Annotated in this window: 16 protein-coding genes; 15 read left to right on the forward strand and 1 reads right to left on the reverse strand. The window is 32.7% G+C overall.

Features of this window, described 5'->3' with window-relative positions; translation table 11 throughout:
* Positions 1–37: 37 nt before the first annotated feature.
* The 10 genes from V6251_RS04355 (at position 38) to V6251_RS04400 (ending at position 10,300) form a co-directional block, all read left to right on the forward strand.
* Complete coding sequence (locus V6251_RS04355; protein WP_341587182.1) at positions 38–877, forward strand: aerotolerance regulator BatC; 840 nt, start codon at positions 38–40, stop codon at positions 875–877.
* A gap of 26 nt (positions 878–903) precedes the next feature.
* A complete protein-coding gene (locus tag V6251_RS04360; RefSeq protein ID WP_341587183.1) occupies positions 904–2,688 on the forward strand; it encodes a BatD family protein in 1,785 nt (594 codons plus the stop codon).
* 71 nt (positions 2,689–2,759) lie between these two features.
* Positions 2,760–3,515 carry an SH3 domain-containing protein gene (locus V6251_RS04365; protein WP_341587184.1) on the forward strand — a complete coding sequence of 252 codons (756 nt, stop codon included), beginning with the start codon at positions 2,760–2,762 and terminating at the stop codon, positions 3,513–3,515.
* A 61-nt stretch (positions 3,516–3,576) separates the two neighbouring features.
* Positions 3,577–3,861 (forward strand): hypothetical protein, encoded by a 285-nt coding sequence (locus tag V6251_RS04370; protein ID WP_341587185.1) that lies wholly within the window; start codon positions 3,577–3,579, stop codon positions 3,859–3,861.
* 88 nt (positions 3,862–3,949) lie between these two features.
* Positions 3,950–5,527: a SulP family inorganic anion transporter gene (locus tag V6251_RS04375; protein ID WP_341587186.1), complete on the forward strand. Its 1,578-nt coding sequence runs from the start codon at positions 3,950–3,952 to the stop codon at positions 5,525–5,527.
* Positions 5,528–5,537: 10 nt separating this feature from the next.
* Positions 5,538–6,341 (forward strand): universal stress protein, encoded by an 804-nt coding sequence (locus tag V6251_RS04380; RefSeq protein WP_341587187.1) that lies wholly within the window; start codon positions 5,538–5,540, stop codon positions 6,339–6,341.
* 27 nt (positions 6,342–6,368) lie between these two features.
* Positions 6,369–6,995 (forward strand): carbonic anhydrase family protein, encoded by a 627-nt coding sequence (locus V6251_RS04385; RefSeq protein ID WP_292943046.1) that lies wholly within the window; start codon positions 6,369–6,371, stop codon positions 6,993–6,995.
* A gap of 30 nt (positions 6,996–7,025) precedes the next feature.
* Positions 7,026–7,694: a DUF2490 domain-containing protein gene (locus tag V6251_RS04390; protein WP_341587188.1), complete on the forward strand. Its 669-nt coding sequence runs from the start codon at positions 7,026–7,028 to the stop codon at positions 7,692–7,694.
* 105 nt (positions 7,695–7,799) lie between these two features.
* Positions 7,800–9,662: a SulP family inorganic anion transporter gene (locus tag V6251_RS04395; protein WP_341587189.1), complete on the forward strand. Its 1,863-nt coding sequence runs from the start codon at positions 7,800–7,802 to the stop codon at positions 9,660–9,662.
* An 11-nt stretch (positions 9,663–9,673) separates the two neighbouring features.
* Complete coding sequence (locus tag V6251_RS04400) at positions 9,674–10,300, forward strand: carbonic anhydrase (protein ID WP_341587190.1); 627 nt, start codon at positions 9,674–9,676, stop codon at positions 10,298–10,300.
* A 3-nt stretch (positions 10,301–10,303) separates the two neighbouring features.
* Here the strand turns inward: V6251_RS04400 and V6251_RS04405 are convergent, their stop codons facing one another.
* On the reverse strand, positions 10,304–10,849 hold the full coding sequence (locus V6251_RS04405; protein WP_341587191.1) for a CvpA family protein: 546 nt from the start codon (positions 10,847–10,849) through the stop codon (positions 10,304–10,306).
* A 51-nt stretch (positions 10,850–10,900) separates the two neighbouring features.
* Between V6251_RS04405 and V6251_RS04410 the strand changes: the two genes are divergently transcribed.
* The 5 genes from V6251_RS04410 (at position 10,901) to V6251_RS04430 (ending at position 17,401) form a co-directional block, all read left to right on the forward strand.
* A complete protein-coding gene (locus V6251_RS04410) occupies positions 10,901–11,257 on the forward strand; it encodes a hypothetical protein (protein WP_292943063.1) in 357 nt (118 codons plus the stop codon).
* Between the two features lie 142 nt (positions 11,258–11,399).
* Positions 11,400–12,419 carry a phenylalanine--tRNA ligase subunit alpha gene (pheS, locus tag V6251_RS04415; protein WP_341587192.1) on the forward strand — a complete coding sequence of 340 codons (1,020 nt, stop codon included), beginning with the start codon at positions 11,400–11,402 and terminating at the stop codon, positions 12,417–12,419.
* 175 nt (positions 12,420–12,594) lie between these two features.
* Entirely contained in the window at positions 12,595–13,098 is a 504-nt protein-coding gene (locus tag V6251_RS04420) for a GbsR/MarR family transcriptional regulator (RefSeq protein ID WP_341587193.1), read from the forward strand.
* Between the two features lie 12 nt (positions 13,099–13,110).
* Positions 13,111–14,241 carry an efflux RND transporter periplasmic adaptor subunit gene (locus V6251_RS04425; protein ID WP_341587194.1) on the forward strand — a complete coding sequence of 377 codons (1,131 nt, stop codon included), beginning with the start codon at positions 13,111–13,113 and terminating at the stop codon, positions 14,239–14,241.
* Positions 14,242–14,263: 22 nt separating this feature from the next.
* On the forward strand, positions 14,264–17,401 hold the full coding sequence (locus V6251_RS04430) for an efflux RND transporter permease subunit (RefSeq protein WP_341587195.1): 3,138 nt from the start codon (positions 14,264–14,266) through the stop codon (positions 17,399–17,401).

Here is a 17,401-nt window from a genome sequence, read left to right on the forward strand (position 1 = left end):
GCAAGCCTTTAGTATATTTGCGAGTTATTTAAATTAAATGAAACACTTTTTAACATACATATTTTTATTGGTATCCTTATCAATCTTAGCTCAAGATAATACGGAAGATAAAGCTATAATTAAACAAAAGTTAGAAGCTCAAGGTTATACTGCTCAAGCTAATGCTTTAGCAAATAATGACGATTTTATTGAAGCCGAAATGGAATACCGTAAAGCACTATCTTTACAGCCAAAGCAAGCAGCAGGTGCCTATAATTTAGGGACTCAGTATTTTAAAAAAGGAGACTTTGAAGAGTCATTATACAGACATCAGCAAGCAGCTAAAAATGCCACGTCTAAAGAAGAAAAACATAAAGCCTTCCATAATATAGGAAACATACTAATGGAAGAAAAAAAGTGCAAAGAAGCGGTTGAAGCTTACAAAAGCGCTTTAAGAAACAATCCGTCAGATGATGAAACGCGCTATAATTTTGCGTTAGCAAAGGAGTGTGCAAAACAGCAAGAGGACGACAAGCCTCAGGAAGACGATAAAGACGGAGAAAACGATAAAGATAAAGATCAAAATAAAGACGAAGATCAAAAAGAAAATAACGAGAAAGAGCAAGAAGATAAAAATAAAGAGGATCAAGGAGAGCAAGACAAAAAGGAAGGTGATCAAGATAAGGATGAAGATGGTAATCCTAAAGATGATCAACAAAACGATCCCAAAGAAGGTGACCAAAAAAGCGAACAAAATCAACCACAACCAGGTCAAATGTCACCACAGCAAATAAAAAACTTGCTAGAAGCCATGAATAACCAAGAGCAAAAAGTACAGGAAAAAATAAATGCAGAAAAGGTTAAAGGCGTAAAACAACAAACAGATAAAGATTGGTAACTAACATTTTATATTGTATTAATTAGATGAAATTACTGAAACACATATGTATCCTTTTATTAGCCTGTACAACAAGTTTTACTTTTGCACAAGATGAAGATGCGGTTCAGTTTCAAGCAAAAGTTAGTAAAAAAAGATTAGGCTTAAATGAGCGTTTGCGTGTTGATTTTCAAATGAATAAAGATGGTGACAACTTTGTGCCACCTAGTTTTTCAGATTTTATTGTAGTTGGTGGACCAAATCAATCGGTTAGCAACTCTTGGAATGGTAAAACAAGACGTTTTACTAAAATTTACAGTTACTTTTTAGCGCCTAAACAAATGGGTACGTTTTCTATTAATCAAGCTAAAATCGAGATTGATGGTCAAGAGTATAAGACATCACCAATAAGTATTACAGTTACAAAAGCTATTGAGAAGCCTGAAGATCCAAACGATCCAGATTATTTATTACAAGAACATATCCATTTAGTTGCGGAAGTATCTAATACTAATCCTTATCTAAACCAGCCCATAAGTGTTGTTTATAAGTTATACGTTTCGCCAACCGTTGGAATTAGTAATTACAGAGAAATAGAAAGTCCAGTTTATAATGGTTTTTGGAGCCAGAGCATGGATGATCAGAGAATAAAAGCTCAAAACGGAACTTATAAAGGTGAAGATTATAGATTTGTAACACTACGTAAAACCGTTTTATACCCTCAAAAAACCGGGAAATTAGTCTTAGAGCCATTAAGTTTGGATCTTACTATAGACGTGCCAACCAATAGACGAGACATTTTTGGTAATCGTATAAAAACACAAGCACACAGAACAATTACTGCAAGCGTTAGAACAATTAATGTAAAAGCTTTGCCAGAAGAGGGTAAACCAGATAATTTTACAGGAGCAGTTGGTGATTTTGTATTTAGTTTGACAACAACAAAAAATAGTCTTAATGCAACAGAATCTCTACAGGCTAAAATTGAGGTTTCTGGTCAAGGAAATTTAAAATTATTTGAGTTGCCAAAGTTAACAACGCCAAGTACCTTAGAGGTTTATGAGCCGGAACACCAAGAAAATGTTAGGACCAACATGGCAGGTATGCAAGGTAATATTTCAGACCTATATACGGTTGTGCCTCAATATAAAGGTAAGTTTCCGATTCCTCCAGTTAGTTTTTCTTATTTCGACTTAAAAACCGAAACATATAAGCAAATTAGCTCTGACGAAATAGTAATAAATGTATTAGAAGGACCAGTTTACGCAGAAGCGGATAACAAATTACCTGTGACCAGTAATGGTAAACAACCTGTCGTTTTAAATGAAAATCAATTCGCTTTTATAAAAGCAGATTCAAGTTTTACAGCAATACAAACCGATAATTTTTTAAACTCGACTATATTTTGGACTAGTCTTTTAGGACCTTTATTAGCAATTCCATTGGCCTTATTTTACAGAAGAAAACGAGAAGAGCGATCGGCAGATGTAACAGGAAACAAAAAACGTAAAGCAGATAAGTTGGCTAAAAAGTATTTAACTGAAGCTAAAAAAGCACTAGGTCAAAAAGAAGCTTTTTATGTTGCGCTAGAAAAAGCTTTGCACAATTATCTCAAAGGTAGACTTAATATTGAAACCTCAGATTTAAGCAAAGAAAAGATTGCAAAATTATTATCCGATAGACAAGTAGATAGTCAGGTGATTGTAGCTTTTGAAGCGATTTTAGAAAATTGCGAATTAGCAAGGTATACGCCAATTACTAACGTTACAATGCAGCAAGATTACGATAAAGCAGCAACTACAATCAATTTAATAGACAAACAGATTAAGTAGCGTTAATACATACTGAAAGCTAGATTTGACTCATTTTTAGGTAAAATATATTAAGGCAGAAAGCGGATTACATGAAACATTTACTTTACATATTATTTTTTTTCATAGGAAACTTGGTGGCTCAAAACCAATCCGTTTTTGAGCAAGCCAATGCGTTATATACAGAGGGTAAATTTGAAGATGCTATTACAAAGTACCAAGCAATATTAGACTCCAAACAGCACTCTGCAGAGTTGTATTACAATCTAGCTAATGCACACTATAAATTAAATAATATAGCACCTAGCATTTATTATTATGAAAAAGCTTTGCAGTTAAAACCCAACGACACTGAGATACTTAATAACATCGCATATGCTAAAAATATGACTGTGGATGCCATACAAGAGGTTCCGCAATTAGGTATGTCTAGATTTTTTAATAAGTTAACCAATGCCTTTGCTTTTGATGATTGGGCTAAAATAGCTATAGGCTTTATTTTAGCATTTGTAGCGTTATTTTTGGTATACTATTTTACAGATAGTACGACTCGTAAAAGAGCAGCTTTTAGCTCTAGTGTCGTATTTTTATTTTTATCTTTAATAAGTTTAGGTTTAGCGTTTCAAAAACAGACACTAGACAAAAAAGATAATCCAGCAATAGTATTTGCTCAAAAAAGCGAGGTAAAAACTGAGCCAAATAGCGTAGGGACTGACGCTTTTGTGTTACATGAAGGTACTAAAGTACAAGTATTAGATACTATTAATGATTGGAAAAAAATTAAATTAGCAGACGGTAAAACAGGTTGGATATTATCCAACGACATAAAGCTGTTAAATAATTTTTAATTATTCCTTAACACTAAAATCGTACTTTAGTTATATATTTGCCTTTCTTATTTAGACAAATATGCATAAAAAGATAGTTTCCATCTTCTTTACAATTTTATTTTTGGCGCTTATAACAGCTCCATCTATAATTATTGCTATGGATGATACTGTGGATGTATCTGTGTTTTATAGTTTGTCAGAAGAAGAGGAAGAGCACAAAAATGTAAACTTGACTTTTGTATTAGAAGACACAGAAGATGCCTTTTATGAAGCCTCTAGTATTAATAAGTATTTAGGTTACCACTTCAAAACCTATCCTAAACCACACCTTAATTTAATTTCCCCACCTCCCGAATTCATTTAATAATAAATTAGTCGGACTATTGGTCCATTTAAAATAATTATTAAAATATTACCAATAACAACTGTTATTGGTACAAATGAATTTATATATGTTTAAAACATTAAAAAATGACTTACCAGCGAGTATAGTCGTGTTTTTTGTAGCATTACCTTTATGTTTAGGTATTGCTTTAGCAAGTGGTGCGCCACTTTTTTCTGGTCTAATTGCCGGAATAATTGGTGGAGTTGTAGTAGGAGCTTTAAGTGGTTCTAAAATTGGAGTAAGTGGACCTGCAGCAGGATTAGCAGCAATAGTTTTAACAGCAATTGGATCATTAGGAGGTTATGAAAACTTTTTAGTAGCAGTTGTATTAGGAGGAATTATTCAAATAGTATTTGGTATTTTAAAAGCTGGTATTATTGGTTATTACTTTCCGTCATCAGTAATTAAAGGGATGTTAACAGGTATTGGAATCATTATCATTTTAAAACAAATCCCTCACTTTTTTGGCTACGACGCAGAGCCTGAAGGTGCTGATAGTTTTATAGAAACGTCAGGAGAAAATACGTTTTCTGCAATATTAAATATTACAGATAACATTACCATGGGATCAATGGTTATTGGTTTAATAGGTTTAGCTATTTTATTATTATGGGATAAAGTACTGTCTAAAAAAGGTAAAGTGTTTCAAATTGTCCAAGGACCTTTAGTGGCAGTAGTATTAGGTATTGTGTTTTTTGTTGTAACACAAGGCTCTAGTTTAGGTATAGCAAACACACATTTAGTTAGTGTACCAATTCCAGAAGATTTAGACTCGTTTATAGGACAGTTTAGTTTTCCTAATTTTACAGCAATAACAAATCCTCAGGTTTGGATAGTTGCTTTCACAATTGCATTGGTAGCAAGTTTAGAAACGTTACTATGCGTTGAGGCAACAGATAAAATTGATCCAGAAAAAAACGTAACGCCAACTAATAGAGAGTTGTTAGCTCAAGGAACAGGAAACATCATTTCTGGTTTAATTGGTGGTCTGCCAATTACACAAGTAATCGTACGTAGTTCTGCAAACATCCAATCAGGAGGTCGTAGTAAAATGTCTGCTATTATTCATGGTTTTTTATTATTAATTTCAGTAGTATTAATTCCTAAATTGTTAAACATGATTCCTTTATCTGTTTTGGCAGCAATCTTATTAATTGTAGGATATAAGCTAGCAAAACCAGGTTTATTCAAAAAAATGTATGACATGGGTTGGAAGCAATTTGTACCATTTGTAGTAACAGTTGCAGGTATTGTTTTTATTGATTTATTATGGGGAATTGGTTTAGGGTTGTTAGTTGGAATTGTAGTAATATTAATTAAAAGCTACCAAAATTCACACTTTTTACACATCGAAGATAATAGTAACGGAAAGCATAAAATTAAAATGACTTTTGCTGAAGAAGTTACTTTTTTTAATAAAGGTGCTATTTTAAAAGAATTAGATAGCTTACCAAAAGACACGTATTTAGAGCTTGACGTTAGAAAAACAAGATATTTAGATAACGATATTATCGAAATATTAGAAGATTTTGCATTTAAAGCTAAAGAAAGAAATATTGATATTCAGTTAATATCAGAACGAGGTATAGTTGAAAATCCAGATAGTTTTATTGAGTTTTTTAAACTAAGACCAAAATCAGCCTAAATTTTAAATCATGAAAAACAATAAATATAAAATATTGTTGCTTTCAGATTTAAATAAGTCGGCAACATCAGAACTGATAAGTACGGTAAGTTTAGCAAGAATGTTAGAGGGAGACATCACTTTATTTCATGTTAAAAAACCGACTGACATTGTAGAAAGAGAAAGCCAATTATCTGCTATGCGATCCATTAATGAGGAGCATATTTCAACTAATAAAATAATTGAAAACCTGATTAAACCAGTTTGTCAGGAATATCAATTAAATATTGGATATGATGTTGCTATTGGTAATATAAAATTCGAAATTGAAGCATATATCAAAAACTATCAACCTGATATTATTGTTTTAGGTAAAAGAAAATCTAAAACCATTAACTTTATGGGAGATAATATTACAGATTATGTTTTAAAAACACACAAAGGATCAATTATGATTGCAGTACCAAACCAATCGTTGCAACCAAATCAAGAAGCAATGTTGGGTGTTTTAAATACAAACGATCAAGCATCAGACACTAATTTTATTGAAAGATTGATTAGTAAAACTAATCAGCCTATTAAAGCATTTAAAATAGTGTCTAAGTTAGAACAATCAAATACAACAACTAATAATAAAACGGTAGAGTATGTATTTGAAAAAGGAGATGGTGCAGTAGATAATGTTTCAAAATACGCTTTAAAAAGCAAAATTAACCTAATGTGTTTTGATAATGCCCAGCAGCAAAAGTCTAACACTAAAATTAAAAGTGTAATAAGTAAACTAAATGTTTCATTATTACTAACAGGACAACAATCAAAAATGCTACAGAAGTAGTCATTAATAATATTAAAATATACAAAAATGAAAGCACATACAAAAGAAACTCAGGCAACATTAACGCCTGATAAAGCAATACAGTTTTTAGTAGAAGGAAATGAGAGATTTCAAAACAACCTTAAAGCAAATCGTAACCTTTTAGAGCAGGTTAACGATACTAGTGAAGGACAATTTCCTTTTGCAACAATATTAAGTTGTATAGATTCTCGTGTTTCTGCCGAGTTGGTTTTTGATCAAGGTCTTGGAGATATTTTTAGTGTACGTATTGCAGGTAATTTTGTAAACGAAGACATCTTAGGTAGTATGGAGTTTGCTTGTAAGTTAGCTGGTACAAAAGTTATCGTCGTATTAGGTCACACTAGTTGCGGAGCAGTTAAAGGTGCTTGTGATCATGCAGAGATGGGTAACTTAACTAAGTTAATCCAAAAAATTACACCAGCTGTAAATGCAGTAACAGAACCTAAAGACGAAAGTTTACGTACCTCTAAAAACTTACAATTTGTAGATGAAGTATCTAAGAAAAACGTGCATTTAACAATAGATAGAATACACGCAGAAAGCCCAATTTTAACAGAAATGGAAAAAAATGGCGAAATAAAAATCGTTGGCGCTATGTATGATATTAATACAGGAGCAGTAGATTTTTACTAGAAAAAGTTAATTTTTATGAGGATTTTGAAAATGAAAAGGAATAAAATAATAGCAACACTAACATTTATGTTAGTGTTGCCTTTTTATGGGCTAAGCCAAAATAGTGATTTAGGTAACTGGTTAATCTATATTGGTAGTAAAGAGCTTAAAAATGGATGGAATATTCATAACGAAGTACAATACCGTAATTACGATGCTGTAGGAGATTTAGAACAATTATTGTTAAGAACTGGATTAGGTTATAACCTAACCGATAACAATAACAACCTACTAGTTGGTTATGGTTATATATTATCAGAAAATTATGTTGGAGAAACAGATCAAAAAGTATCTGTAAACGAACATAGAATTTTTCAGCAGTTTACAACAAAGCAAAAAGTAGGTGTGCTTAATTTAAGTCATCGTTACAGGTTTGAGCAACGTTTTGTAGAAGACGATTTTAAAATGCGATTTAGATATTTTTTAGGCTTAAAAATTCCGTTGCAAAACAAGGCTGATGGAAATAATCCATTGTACCTTTCAGCATATAACGAGATTTTTTTAAATACTAAAAGCCAAGTCTTCGACAGAAACCGTTTGTATGGAGGATTAGGGTATCAATTTTCCAAAAAATTGAGGTTAGAATTAGGATACATGAATCAGTTTTTTGAAACCTCAGGCAGAGATCAAATAAACGTTATGGCATTTGTTAATTTTTAAAAATCAGCAAAGTCATAATTTACTGTTAATAAAAGCTAATACTATTGGCTAAACTTTTATTGTTGATAAAAAATGTTAATTTAGTATAAAACCAACTTTTATACTATGAAGAAATTTTTTGCCAACTTTAAAGGAGATGCATTTGGAGGTATTACAGCAGGTATTGTTGCATTACCGTTAGCATTAGCATTTGGTGTTTCATCTGGTTTAGGACCTAGTGCAGGTTTATATGGAGCTATATTTATTAGTTTTTTTGCTGCTTTTTTTGGAGGTACACCAACGCAAATATCTGGTCCTACTGCTCCAATGACAGCAGTAAGTATGGTTGTAATTGCTGGTATAATTGCAACGCATGATGGTGACGTTACTAAGGCATTGCCATATATCTTAAGCGTATTTTTATTAGCAGGTTTAGTACAAGTTGGATTAGGCGTTTTAGGTTTTGGTAAATACATTAAATATATACCATACCCAGTTGTATCTGGTTTTATGACTGCAATTGGTGTTATAATATTAGTGACACAAATCTTGCCATCCATTGGTTATTATCCAAAAGAGGATACAGAATACGTCAACAAATTTAAGCCACAAGCTGAAGAGTTAATTTTAGAAAACATACTAAAAGAAGAAGCAGGAGAAGGCATTTTAGTCTTAGAAGATTTTAAAGAAACTATAAAAAGAGCAGGAGAGTTACAACCTGAAGACATAGCAAAAGAGTCTAAAACTTTAGCTAAATCTGAAGCTTCAGGCGTGTTAGGTACGTTAAAAATATTACCAAGAGCCATCCAAAATATTAATTGGTTAGAGCTTGCTTTAGCACTAGCTACCATTTTTATAGTATATGGTTTTAAACGAATAACAACTAAAATACCAAGTGCTTTAGTTGCTTTAATAGTGGTTTCCGGAGTAGCCTATGGTTTTGGTTTAGGTTATCGTCCAATTGAAGAAATACCATCAGGATTACCAATACCAAATTTTGAAATAATAACAGGTTTCAGCTTTGCTAGTATTTCGCCCTATATTTTTACAGCTATAACATTAGCGTTATTAGGTGCAATTGACTCATTACTTACTAGTGTCGTGGCAGATAACATGACAAAAACCAAGCACAATCCAAATAAAGAATTAATTGGACAAGGTATAGGTAATAGTATCGCTTCAATTTTTGGAGGTATTCCAGGAGCAGGAGCAACTATCAGGACTGTAGTAAACATTAACGCAGGTGGACGCACCAAATTATCTGGTATGATTGCAGGTGTAATGTTACTGTTTATCTTATTAGCATTAGGACCAGTTGCTTCAAAAATTCCAGCAGCAGTATTAGCGGGTATTTTAATTACTGTAGGTATTGGTGTTATGGATTATAAAGGTTTAAAAGCTATTCCTGCATTACCAAAAGACATGAAGATTGGACCTCTTAAAGTCAGCTCTGAAGTATTAATAATGCTTATCGTTTTAGTCCTTTCTAGTGTTTGGGATTTAATTTACGCAGTAGGTATTGGTTTAATTATCGCCTCGTTACTATTCATGAAAAAAATTGGAGACTTAACTGCACAACGTTCAGACGTTAAACCGTTAAAGGAAGAAGCTTGGTCTGACGAGACTAATTTCCCTGTAGCCTTAAAAGAAGAAGTATTTATTAAACACATCAAAGGACCATTGTTTTTTGGTTCAACATCAGACTTTCAGCAATTAGCAAAACAAATCCCAGGTACAGCAAAAACAGTAGTAATTAGATTGGGTCGTATGCAGTATATGGATCAATCTGGATTATATGCAATGGAAGACGTTTTGGTAGATTTAAAAAAACAAAACATAAATGTGTTGTTTGTTAACCTATTAAAACAACCACGATACATGATGGAACGTATTGGTATTATTCCAGAATTAATACCAACACAACATATTTTTAAAGACTTTAATTCATGCTTATATTGGATTAAAACTAATGTAGAGGATAAATTTTAAGGTAGTCAATAATGGATATCAAAAAAGTATTTAAGAATAATCAAAAGTTTGTACAAGGTAAATTATCCATAGATAAGGACTATTTCGAAAATTTAGGTAAAGGACAAAGTCCAGAATTACTATATATAGGTTGTAGTGATAGTCGTGTAACTGCCGAGGATTTAATGGGTTTAGGTCCAGGAGAAGCTTTTGTACATCGTAATATTGCAAATATGGTATCAGGTAACGACCTAAGTGCCATGTCAGTTGTAGAGTATGCAGTGGTACACTTAAAAGTTAACCACGTTGTAGTTTGTGGGCACTATGCGTGTGGAGGCGTAAAAGCAGCGATGCAATCCGCAGATTTGGGCGTATTAAACTCCTGGTTGCGTAACATACGTGATGTATATCGTATACATAAAGACGAGTTAAACGCAATACAAGACGACGAAAAAAAATACGATCGCTTAGTAGAGTTAAACGTAAAAGAACAATGTGTTAATCTATTAAAAACAGCTGCAGTACAAAAAGCATACAGAGATCGAGACCTAAAAGTACATGGTTGGGTATTTGATGTACATACAGGTAAGCTAATTGACCTAAAAATAGATTTTGATCATTACCTACAAGACATAATGGAAATTTATCACTTAGATTAAAGCTTAAACTTCAGATTCAGTAGTCGGTTCCTCTGGATCAATTATAGGCTCTTCCAATAAAGTATCATCAGACTTAATAATACTAGGAAAAATCATTGGAGCTAATGATTTTACAGGAGCATATAAAACAGAATCTTCAATATCCTCCTCCTGCACAAAAGGGATAGTGTTATTCATTTTATCAAAAACAATCAATAAAACACTTAAAATTAAACCAATTTTAAGCGCACCAAAAGCAGCACCTAAAAGTTTGTTTAAAATTCCTAAAGACGCAAAATCAGCTAACTTAGTTAACGCTTTACCAGCTAAGCTAATTACTAAAATTATAATCACAAAAGTAATAGCAAACGCAGTAGTATTAATTGTTTTTTCATTCCAAGATGTCTTATCCATTAAAAATTCGGCAACAAAATAGCTAAAATGGATAGCACCATAAACACCAGCAATTAAAGCAACAATGGATGCAAGTTCTACAAAAAGACCCTTAAACAAACCACGTACCAAACCAAATAATAGTAAAGCACCTAAAACAATATCAATTACAGCCATAAAGTTAGATTTTAGACAAATATAAATTAACTTTGCGACTTTAAAATTAATATGGCAAGAGACGAACAGTTAAAAGAGAGATGGCAAGAGGTTGTAACCAAATTATCAAACCAATTTGCAGATGGAGATACATTAGATTTAGATGCAATAATTTATTTAATAGGTGTACAAGAGTTAGGACAATTAGACCGTAAATTTAAAAAAGACCATAAGCTAGACCTTATGCATATTGCAATCTGTAAACTGCTAACACCTTATGGGTATTACGAGTTTGATTTTGTAGACGAAGACGGTTGGCCACACTACATAGCAAAAGAAGAATTACCAAATTTAAAAGCAGGAGAACAAAGCATCTTAATGAAAGAAGCCATAGTAAACTACTTTATAGAGACCGATTATATTAAATAAATTTTGGGCGTTACCCAAGGGTCGCGCTCTCGGCAGTCGCTTTTAATTTGCTTTAAGGCAAATAAAAGAGCTTCAACAAATGCCTCCATCGCTAACGCAAATCACGATAAAATTCATAAATTTGCCAATCATTTAGAAGATCATGATAGACAAGATAAAAGAACTTATAGCAGAAGCAGAAGCCTTTAAGGCACAAACCAAAGAAGAGGTTGAAGCGTTTCGTATAAAGTATTTAGGAAAAAAAGGATTACTTAATGACTATTTTGCCGAATTTAAAAACGTGGCAAACGACCAGAAAAAAGAATTTGGTCAAGTAATTAACACCCTTAAAACTACTGCTCAAAATAAAGTTAATGCTTTAAAAGAAGAGCTAGATAACAATACACAAGACGCAGGTATAAGTGGAGATTTATCAAGACCAGGACAACCAATAACCATTGGCTCACGTCACCCAATATCTATAGTAAAAAATCAAATTATCGACATCTTTTCAAACATTGGATTTAATGTTAGCGAAGGTCCAGAAATAGAAGACGATTGGCACAACTTTACAGCACTTAACTTGCCAGAATACCATCCAGCAAGAGACATGCAAGACACATTTTTTGTGCAAACCAATCCAGATATCCTATTACGTACCCATACAAGTTCTGTACAAGTGCGATATATGGAAAACAATAAACCACCAATACGTACAATATCTCCAGGACGTGTATATCGTAACGAAGCAATATCAGCACGTTCACACTGTTTTTTCCATCAAGTAGAAGGGTTGTACATAGATAAAGACGTCAGTTTTGCAGACTTAAAGCAAACCTTACAATACTTTACCACAGAGCTTTTTGGTAAATCTAAAATTAGATTGCGTCCATCATACTTTCCATTTACAGAGCCAAGTGCAGAAATAGATGTGTATTGGGGACTTGAAACAGAAACAGATTATAAAATCACTAAAGGAACCGGTTGGTTGGAAATAGGTGGTTGTGGTATGGTAGATCCAAATGTATTAACCAATTGTGGTATAGATGCAGAAGAATATTCTGGATTTGCTTTTGGTGTAGGTATAGATCGTATAGCTATGTTATTACATCAAATAGGAGACATTAGATTGTTAAGTGAAAACGATGTAAGATTTTTAGAACAATTTAAATCCGCGTTATAAATTACTGATATTCAAATAGATAATATTTAAAGCCGACTATTAACAGTTGGCTTTTTTATTTAACAACATTTTAACTTCGTTTAGTTCGGTTTGTTCCGAACTAAGCTATAGATTTGCAATGAATTTAGGTGTCACAAATCCTAATTCCCATAATAGAATTAAAATTATTTAATTAATGAAAGAAGAAATCTGCAAACAAAAAATGAACTTGGTTGAAAAACTAGGCGTTCATTTAGAAAACAGAGAGCAATTAGCACCTGTTGCTGCGCGTATTTTGGCTTTTATCATTTTAACTGGTAAAAAAGGAACCACGTTTGAAGAAATGGTAACAGTTTTATGTGCTAGTAAAAGTACTATATCTACGCATCTTAATCATTTACAGGATTTAAACAAGATTCAATACTTCACTAAAACAGGAGATCGTAAAAAGTATTTTGTTATTAAAAAGGACACCATTATTCAGCATATAGATAATATGGTTAGTCATTGGGATGAAGAGCGTAAAATACACGTAGAAATTAAGGATTATAAAGAAAGTATCAATAATGTTAAAATTGAAAATGATGATGAAAAATTTGATTTAAGTTTTCATAACGATTATATCAAATTTATAGATGGAGCATCAGATTCAATTAAAGCACTAAGAGAAAAAATAACAGACAATCAATTCAATATTTAAATAAAGTAAAAAATGAGACATAATAAATTATTAACAATACTATCACTAAGTGTATTCTTAGTCATTGTAAGTTGTGGTAAAAAAGACCAAAACAAACCAGTAGCAGAAGCTCCTCCAGCACCTTTTCCTGTAACGCAACTAGAAAGTAAAACCGTCACTGGTTATACTGAGTATCCTACAACTATTGAAGGTAAGGTTAATAGTGATGTAAGAGCAAAAACCTCTGGCTATGTAGAAAAAGTATACGTTGACGAAGGGCAAAAAGTACGTAAAGGACAAGTCTTATTTAAACTAGAAACACAATCGTTAAGTCAAGATGCAGGTGCAGCAAAAGCACGTGTTAATGTGGCACAAGTTGAGGTTGATAAACTAATTCCTTTAGTAGAAAAAAATATTATTAGTCCAGTACAATTAGAAACTGCTAAAGCTAATTTAGCACAAGCTAAAGCTAATTATAGTGGTGTAACTGCAAATATTGGTTACGCGACAATTAAAAGCCCTATAGATGGTTTTGTTGGCGCCATTAATTTTAGAGAAGGTGCTTTAATTAGCCCTAGTGATGCCACACCATTAACAACTGTTAGTCAAATAGACGAAGTTTATGCTTTTTTTAGTTTTAACGAAGCGCAATATATAGATCATTTACAACGCTCTGAAGGTCAAAATAAAGCAGAACGCATTAAGAATTCGCCAGACTTAACCTTAGTTTTAGCTAACGGAAAAGAATATTCTGAAAAAGGACGTATTCAAACCAGTACGGGACAAATTAACCAAAGTACAGGTACAATTCAAATTAGAGCTGCTTTTGATAATCCAAACGAAATTTTAACCAACGGAAACAGTGGTAAAATTAAATTTCCAATAGAGTATAAAGATGCTATTGTTGTACCACAAACTGCAACTTTTGAGCAGCAAGGTAATATTATGATTTTTAAATTAGGAGCAGACAATAAAGTAGAAACGTCTATTTTAAAAATTAAAGGCACAGTAGATAATTTATACGTTGTAGAGTCTGGTTTAGAAGCTAACGATAAAATTATTATCTCAGGAGTAGGAAAGTTAAGAAACGGTATGGCAATTGCACCTCAGGACACGTCTTTTGAGGAAGCTATTAAACCAGTTCCAACTTTATTTAGAAATTAGATAACCACCAAACATATTTATCATGTTAAAAACATTTATTGAAAGACCAGTGCTTTCGACAGTAATCTCTATTATCATAGTTTTACTAGGGGTTATTAGTATAACTAGCTTACCTATAGAGGAGTATCCAGATATAGCACCTCCAACCATTAAAGTTGTTGCAAATTATACAGGAGCAAATGCCGAGACCGTTTTAGAGAGTGTTATAATCCCTATCGAAGAACAAATTAATGGTGTAGAAGGGATGACATACATTACCTCTACAGCTTCTAACACAGGTGCAGCCGAAATTACCGTGTATTTTGATCAACAAATTGATGCAGATATTGCAGCAGTAAACGTGCAAAACCGTGTATCTAGAGCAACACCTTTATTACCACAAGAGGTAATACAAACAGGTATTACAACTCAAAAACAAGAAACAAGTGCATTAATGTTTATCTCAATGTATTCTGAGAGCGACGATTACGATGCTACTTTTATTCAGAATTACTTAAAAATTAACGTTATTCCAGCAATGCAACGTATTAGTGGTGTTGGAGATGTTAGTGTATTCTCACAACAAGATTATGCGATGCGTATTTGGTTAAATCCAGAAAAATTAGCGTCCTATAATTTAATACCTTCAGATATTTCTGCAGCTTTAGCTGAACAAAACCTAGAAGCAGCAGCTGGATCGTTAGGAGAAAATAATGGTGAATCATTTTCATATACTTTAACTTATAGCGGTCGTTTTAAAGACGAAGCACAGTACAGTGATATTGTTATTAAAGCATTAGGAAACGGAGAATTTTTACGGTTAAAAGATGTGGCAACTATAGAGTTGGATGCACAATCTTATGCATCGAACGCCATGAGTAAAGGTAATCCTGCAGTTTTTATGGGAATTTTCCAAACTAAAGGGTCTAACGCACAAGAAATTATTGAAAACATAAAAGTAACTTTAGAACAAGTAAAAGCAGATCTTCCAGAAGGCTTAGATGTTTTTGTACCATATGATACAAGTTTATTCTTAAATGCCTCTATAGATAAAGTAATTACTACTTTATTAGAAGCCTTTTTACTGGTATTCTTGGTAGTATTTATATTCTTACAAGATTTTCGTTCTACATTAATTCCTGCAATTGCAGTACCAGTATCTATTATTGGTACCTTCTTTTTCTTGAATGTTTTTGGGTATTCTATTAACTTATTAACGCTATTTGCCTTAGTACTTGCTATTGGTATTGTGGTAGATGATGCCATAGTTGTTGTAGAAGCTGTCCATGCTAAAATGGATGAAGGCGAGCATAACCCGAAAAAAGCAACTATTACTGCCATGAGTGAAATTTCTGGTGCCATTATTTCTATTACATTAGTTATGGCAGCAGTATTTATCCCTGTAACTTTTGTAACTGGACCAACAGGAGTATTTTATGAGCAGTTTGGTGTAACCTTAATTATAGCCATTTTAATTTCGGCAGTAAACGCCTTAACCTTAAGTCCAGCATTATGTGCTTTATTATTAAAAGAACATAAAGAAGATGAAGAGTTAAAAGAAAAAGGACCATTAAAACGTTTTTATACATTATTCAATCGTGGATTTAACGCTACTATTGACAAGTATGGAAAATCGCTGCAGTTTCTATATAAGAAGAAATTTGTTTCAGCATTATTATTAATCATTGCAGTAGTCGGTATTTATTGGGCTTCAACTACAACTCCAACAGGTTTTGTGCCAAACGAAGATAGAGGAATTGTTTTTGCTAATATAGAATTACCACCAGGAGCATCTTTAGATAGAACAGATGCAGTAGCAAGAAAACTATACGCTCAAATTGAAAACATTGATGGTATTGAAGCTGTAAACTTTATTAAAGGTAGAAGTTTAATAAGTGGTGCAGGTAGTAACTTTGGTTTTGGTATTATAAAACTTAAAAACTGGGATGAACGTGAAGATGCTTCACTTTCTGCGGAAGCGATAACAGGAAAATTATTTGGTGTAGCAGCAGGAATTCCTGATGCCAATATCATATTTTTCTCTCCTCCAAGTATACGTGGTTTTGGTAACTCAGCAGGTTTTGAAATTAACTTATTAGATAAGTTTGGTGGTGAGTTTACAGATTTAGATAAAGCCAATAAAGATTTTTCTATGGCTTTAATGAGTCATCCAGAAATTAAATACGCAACATCATCTTTTAGTACAAGTTATCCACAATATGAAATGGAAGTTAATGTACCATTAGCTAAAGAAAAAGGTGTGTCTGTAAGTAGTATCTTTTCAACTTTACAAGGTTATATTGGTGGAATTTATGCTTCAGATTTCTCTAGATTTGGAAAGCAATTTAGAGTCTACATTCAAGCTTTACCAGAAGATAGAGCAGATAAAGATGCTTTAAATAGCATGTATGTAAGAACGGATTCTGGCGAGATGACACCAATTACACAGTTTGTAACGTTAGAGCGTGTATATGGTCCACAATCGGTAACGCGTTTCAACTTATTTAATTCTACTATGATTTCTGGTGCTACAAACGAAGGTTTTAGTACAGGTGATGCCATTAGAGTTATTGAAGAAGAAGTTGCAAAATTACCTAGTAATTATACAGTGGCATATTCTGGATTAACACGTGAAGAGGTTAATGCAGGAAACCAAACAACGTTTATATTTATACTTAGTATTCTATTTGTATACTTTTTATTAAGTGCGCAATACGAAAGTTATTTACTACCATTTGCTGTCATATTCTCATTACCATTTGGTGTCTTTGGAGCTTATATTACTACTAAGTTTTTAGGCTTAGAAAACAACATATATTTCCAAATTGCTTTAATCATGCTTATTGGTCTATTGGCCAAAAATGCCATACTTATTGTCGAGTTTGCTTTAGCCAGACGAAAAAATGGAGAGAGTATTGTAGATGCAGCAATCCATGGAGCCAAATCACGTTTACGTCCAATTTTAATGACTTCGTTTGCTTTTATTTTAGGATTGATGCCATTAGCATTAGCAACAGGTGTTGGATCTGAAGGAAACAACTCGATTGGATCTGGAGCAGCAGGAGGAATGTTAATTGGTACTATTCTAGGAGTATTTGTTATTCCAATCTTATTTATATTATTCCAATGGTTACAAGAAAAAGTTTCGGGTAAACCAGCAGTACAAACTATTGAAGACTAA

The sequence above is a fragment of the Olleya sp. Ti.3.14 genome, assembly GCF_038154885.1.
Lineage (GTDB): Bacteria > Bacteroidota > Bacteroidia > Flavobacteriales > Flavobacteriaceae > Olleya.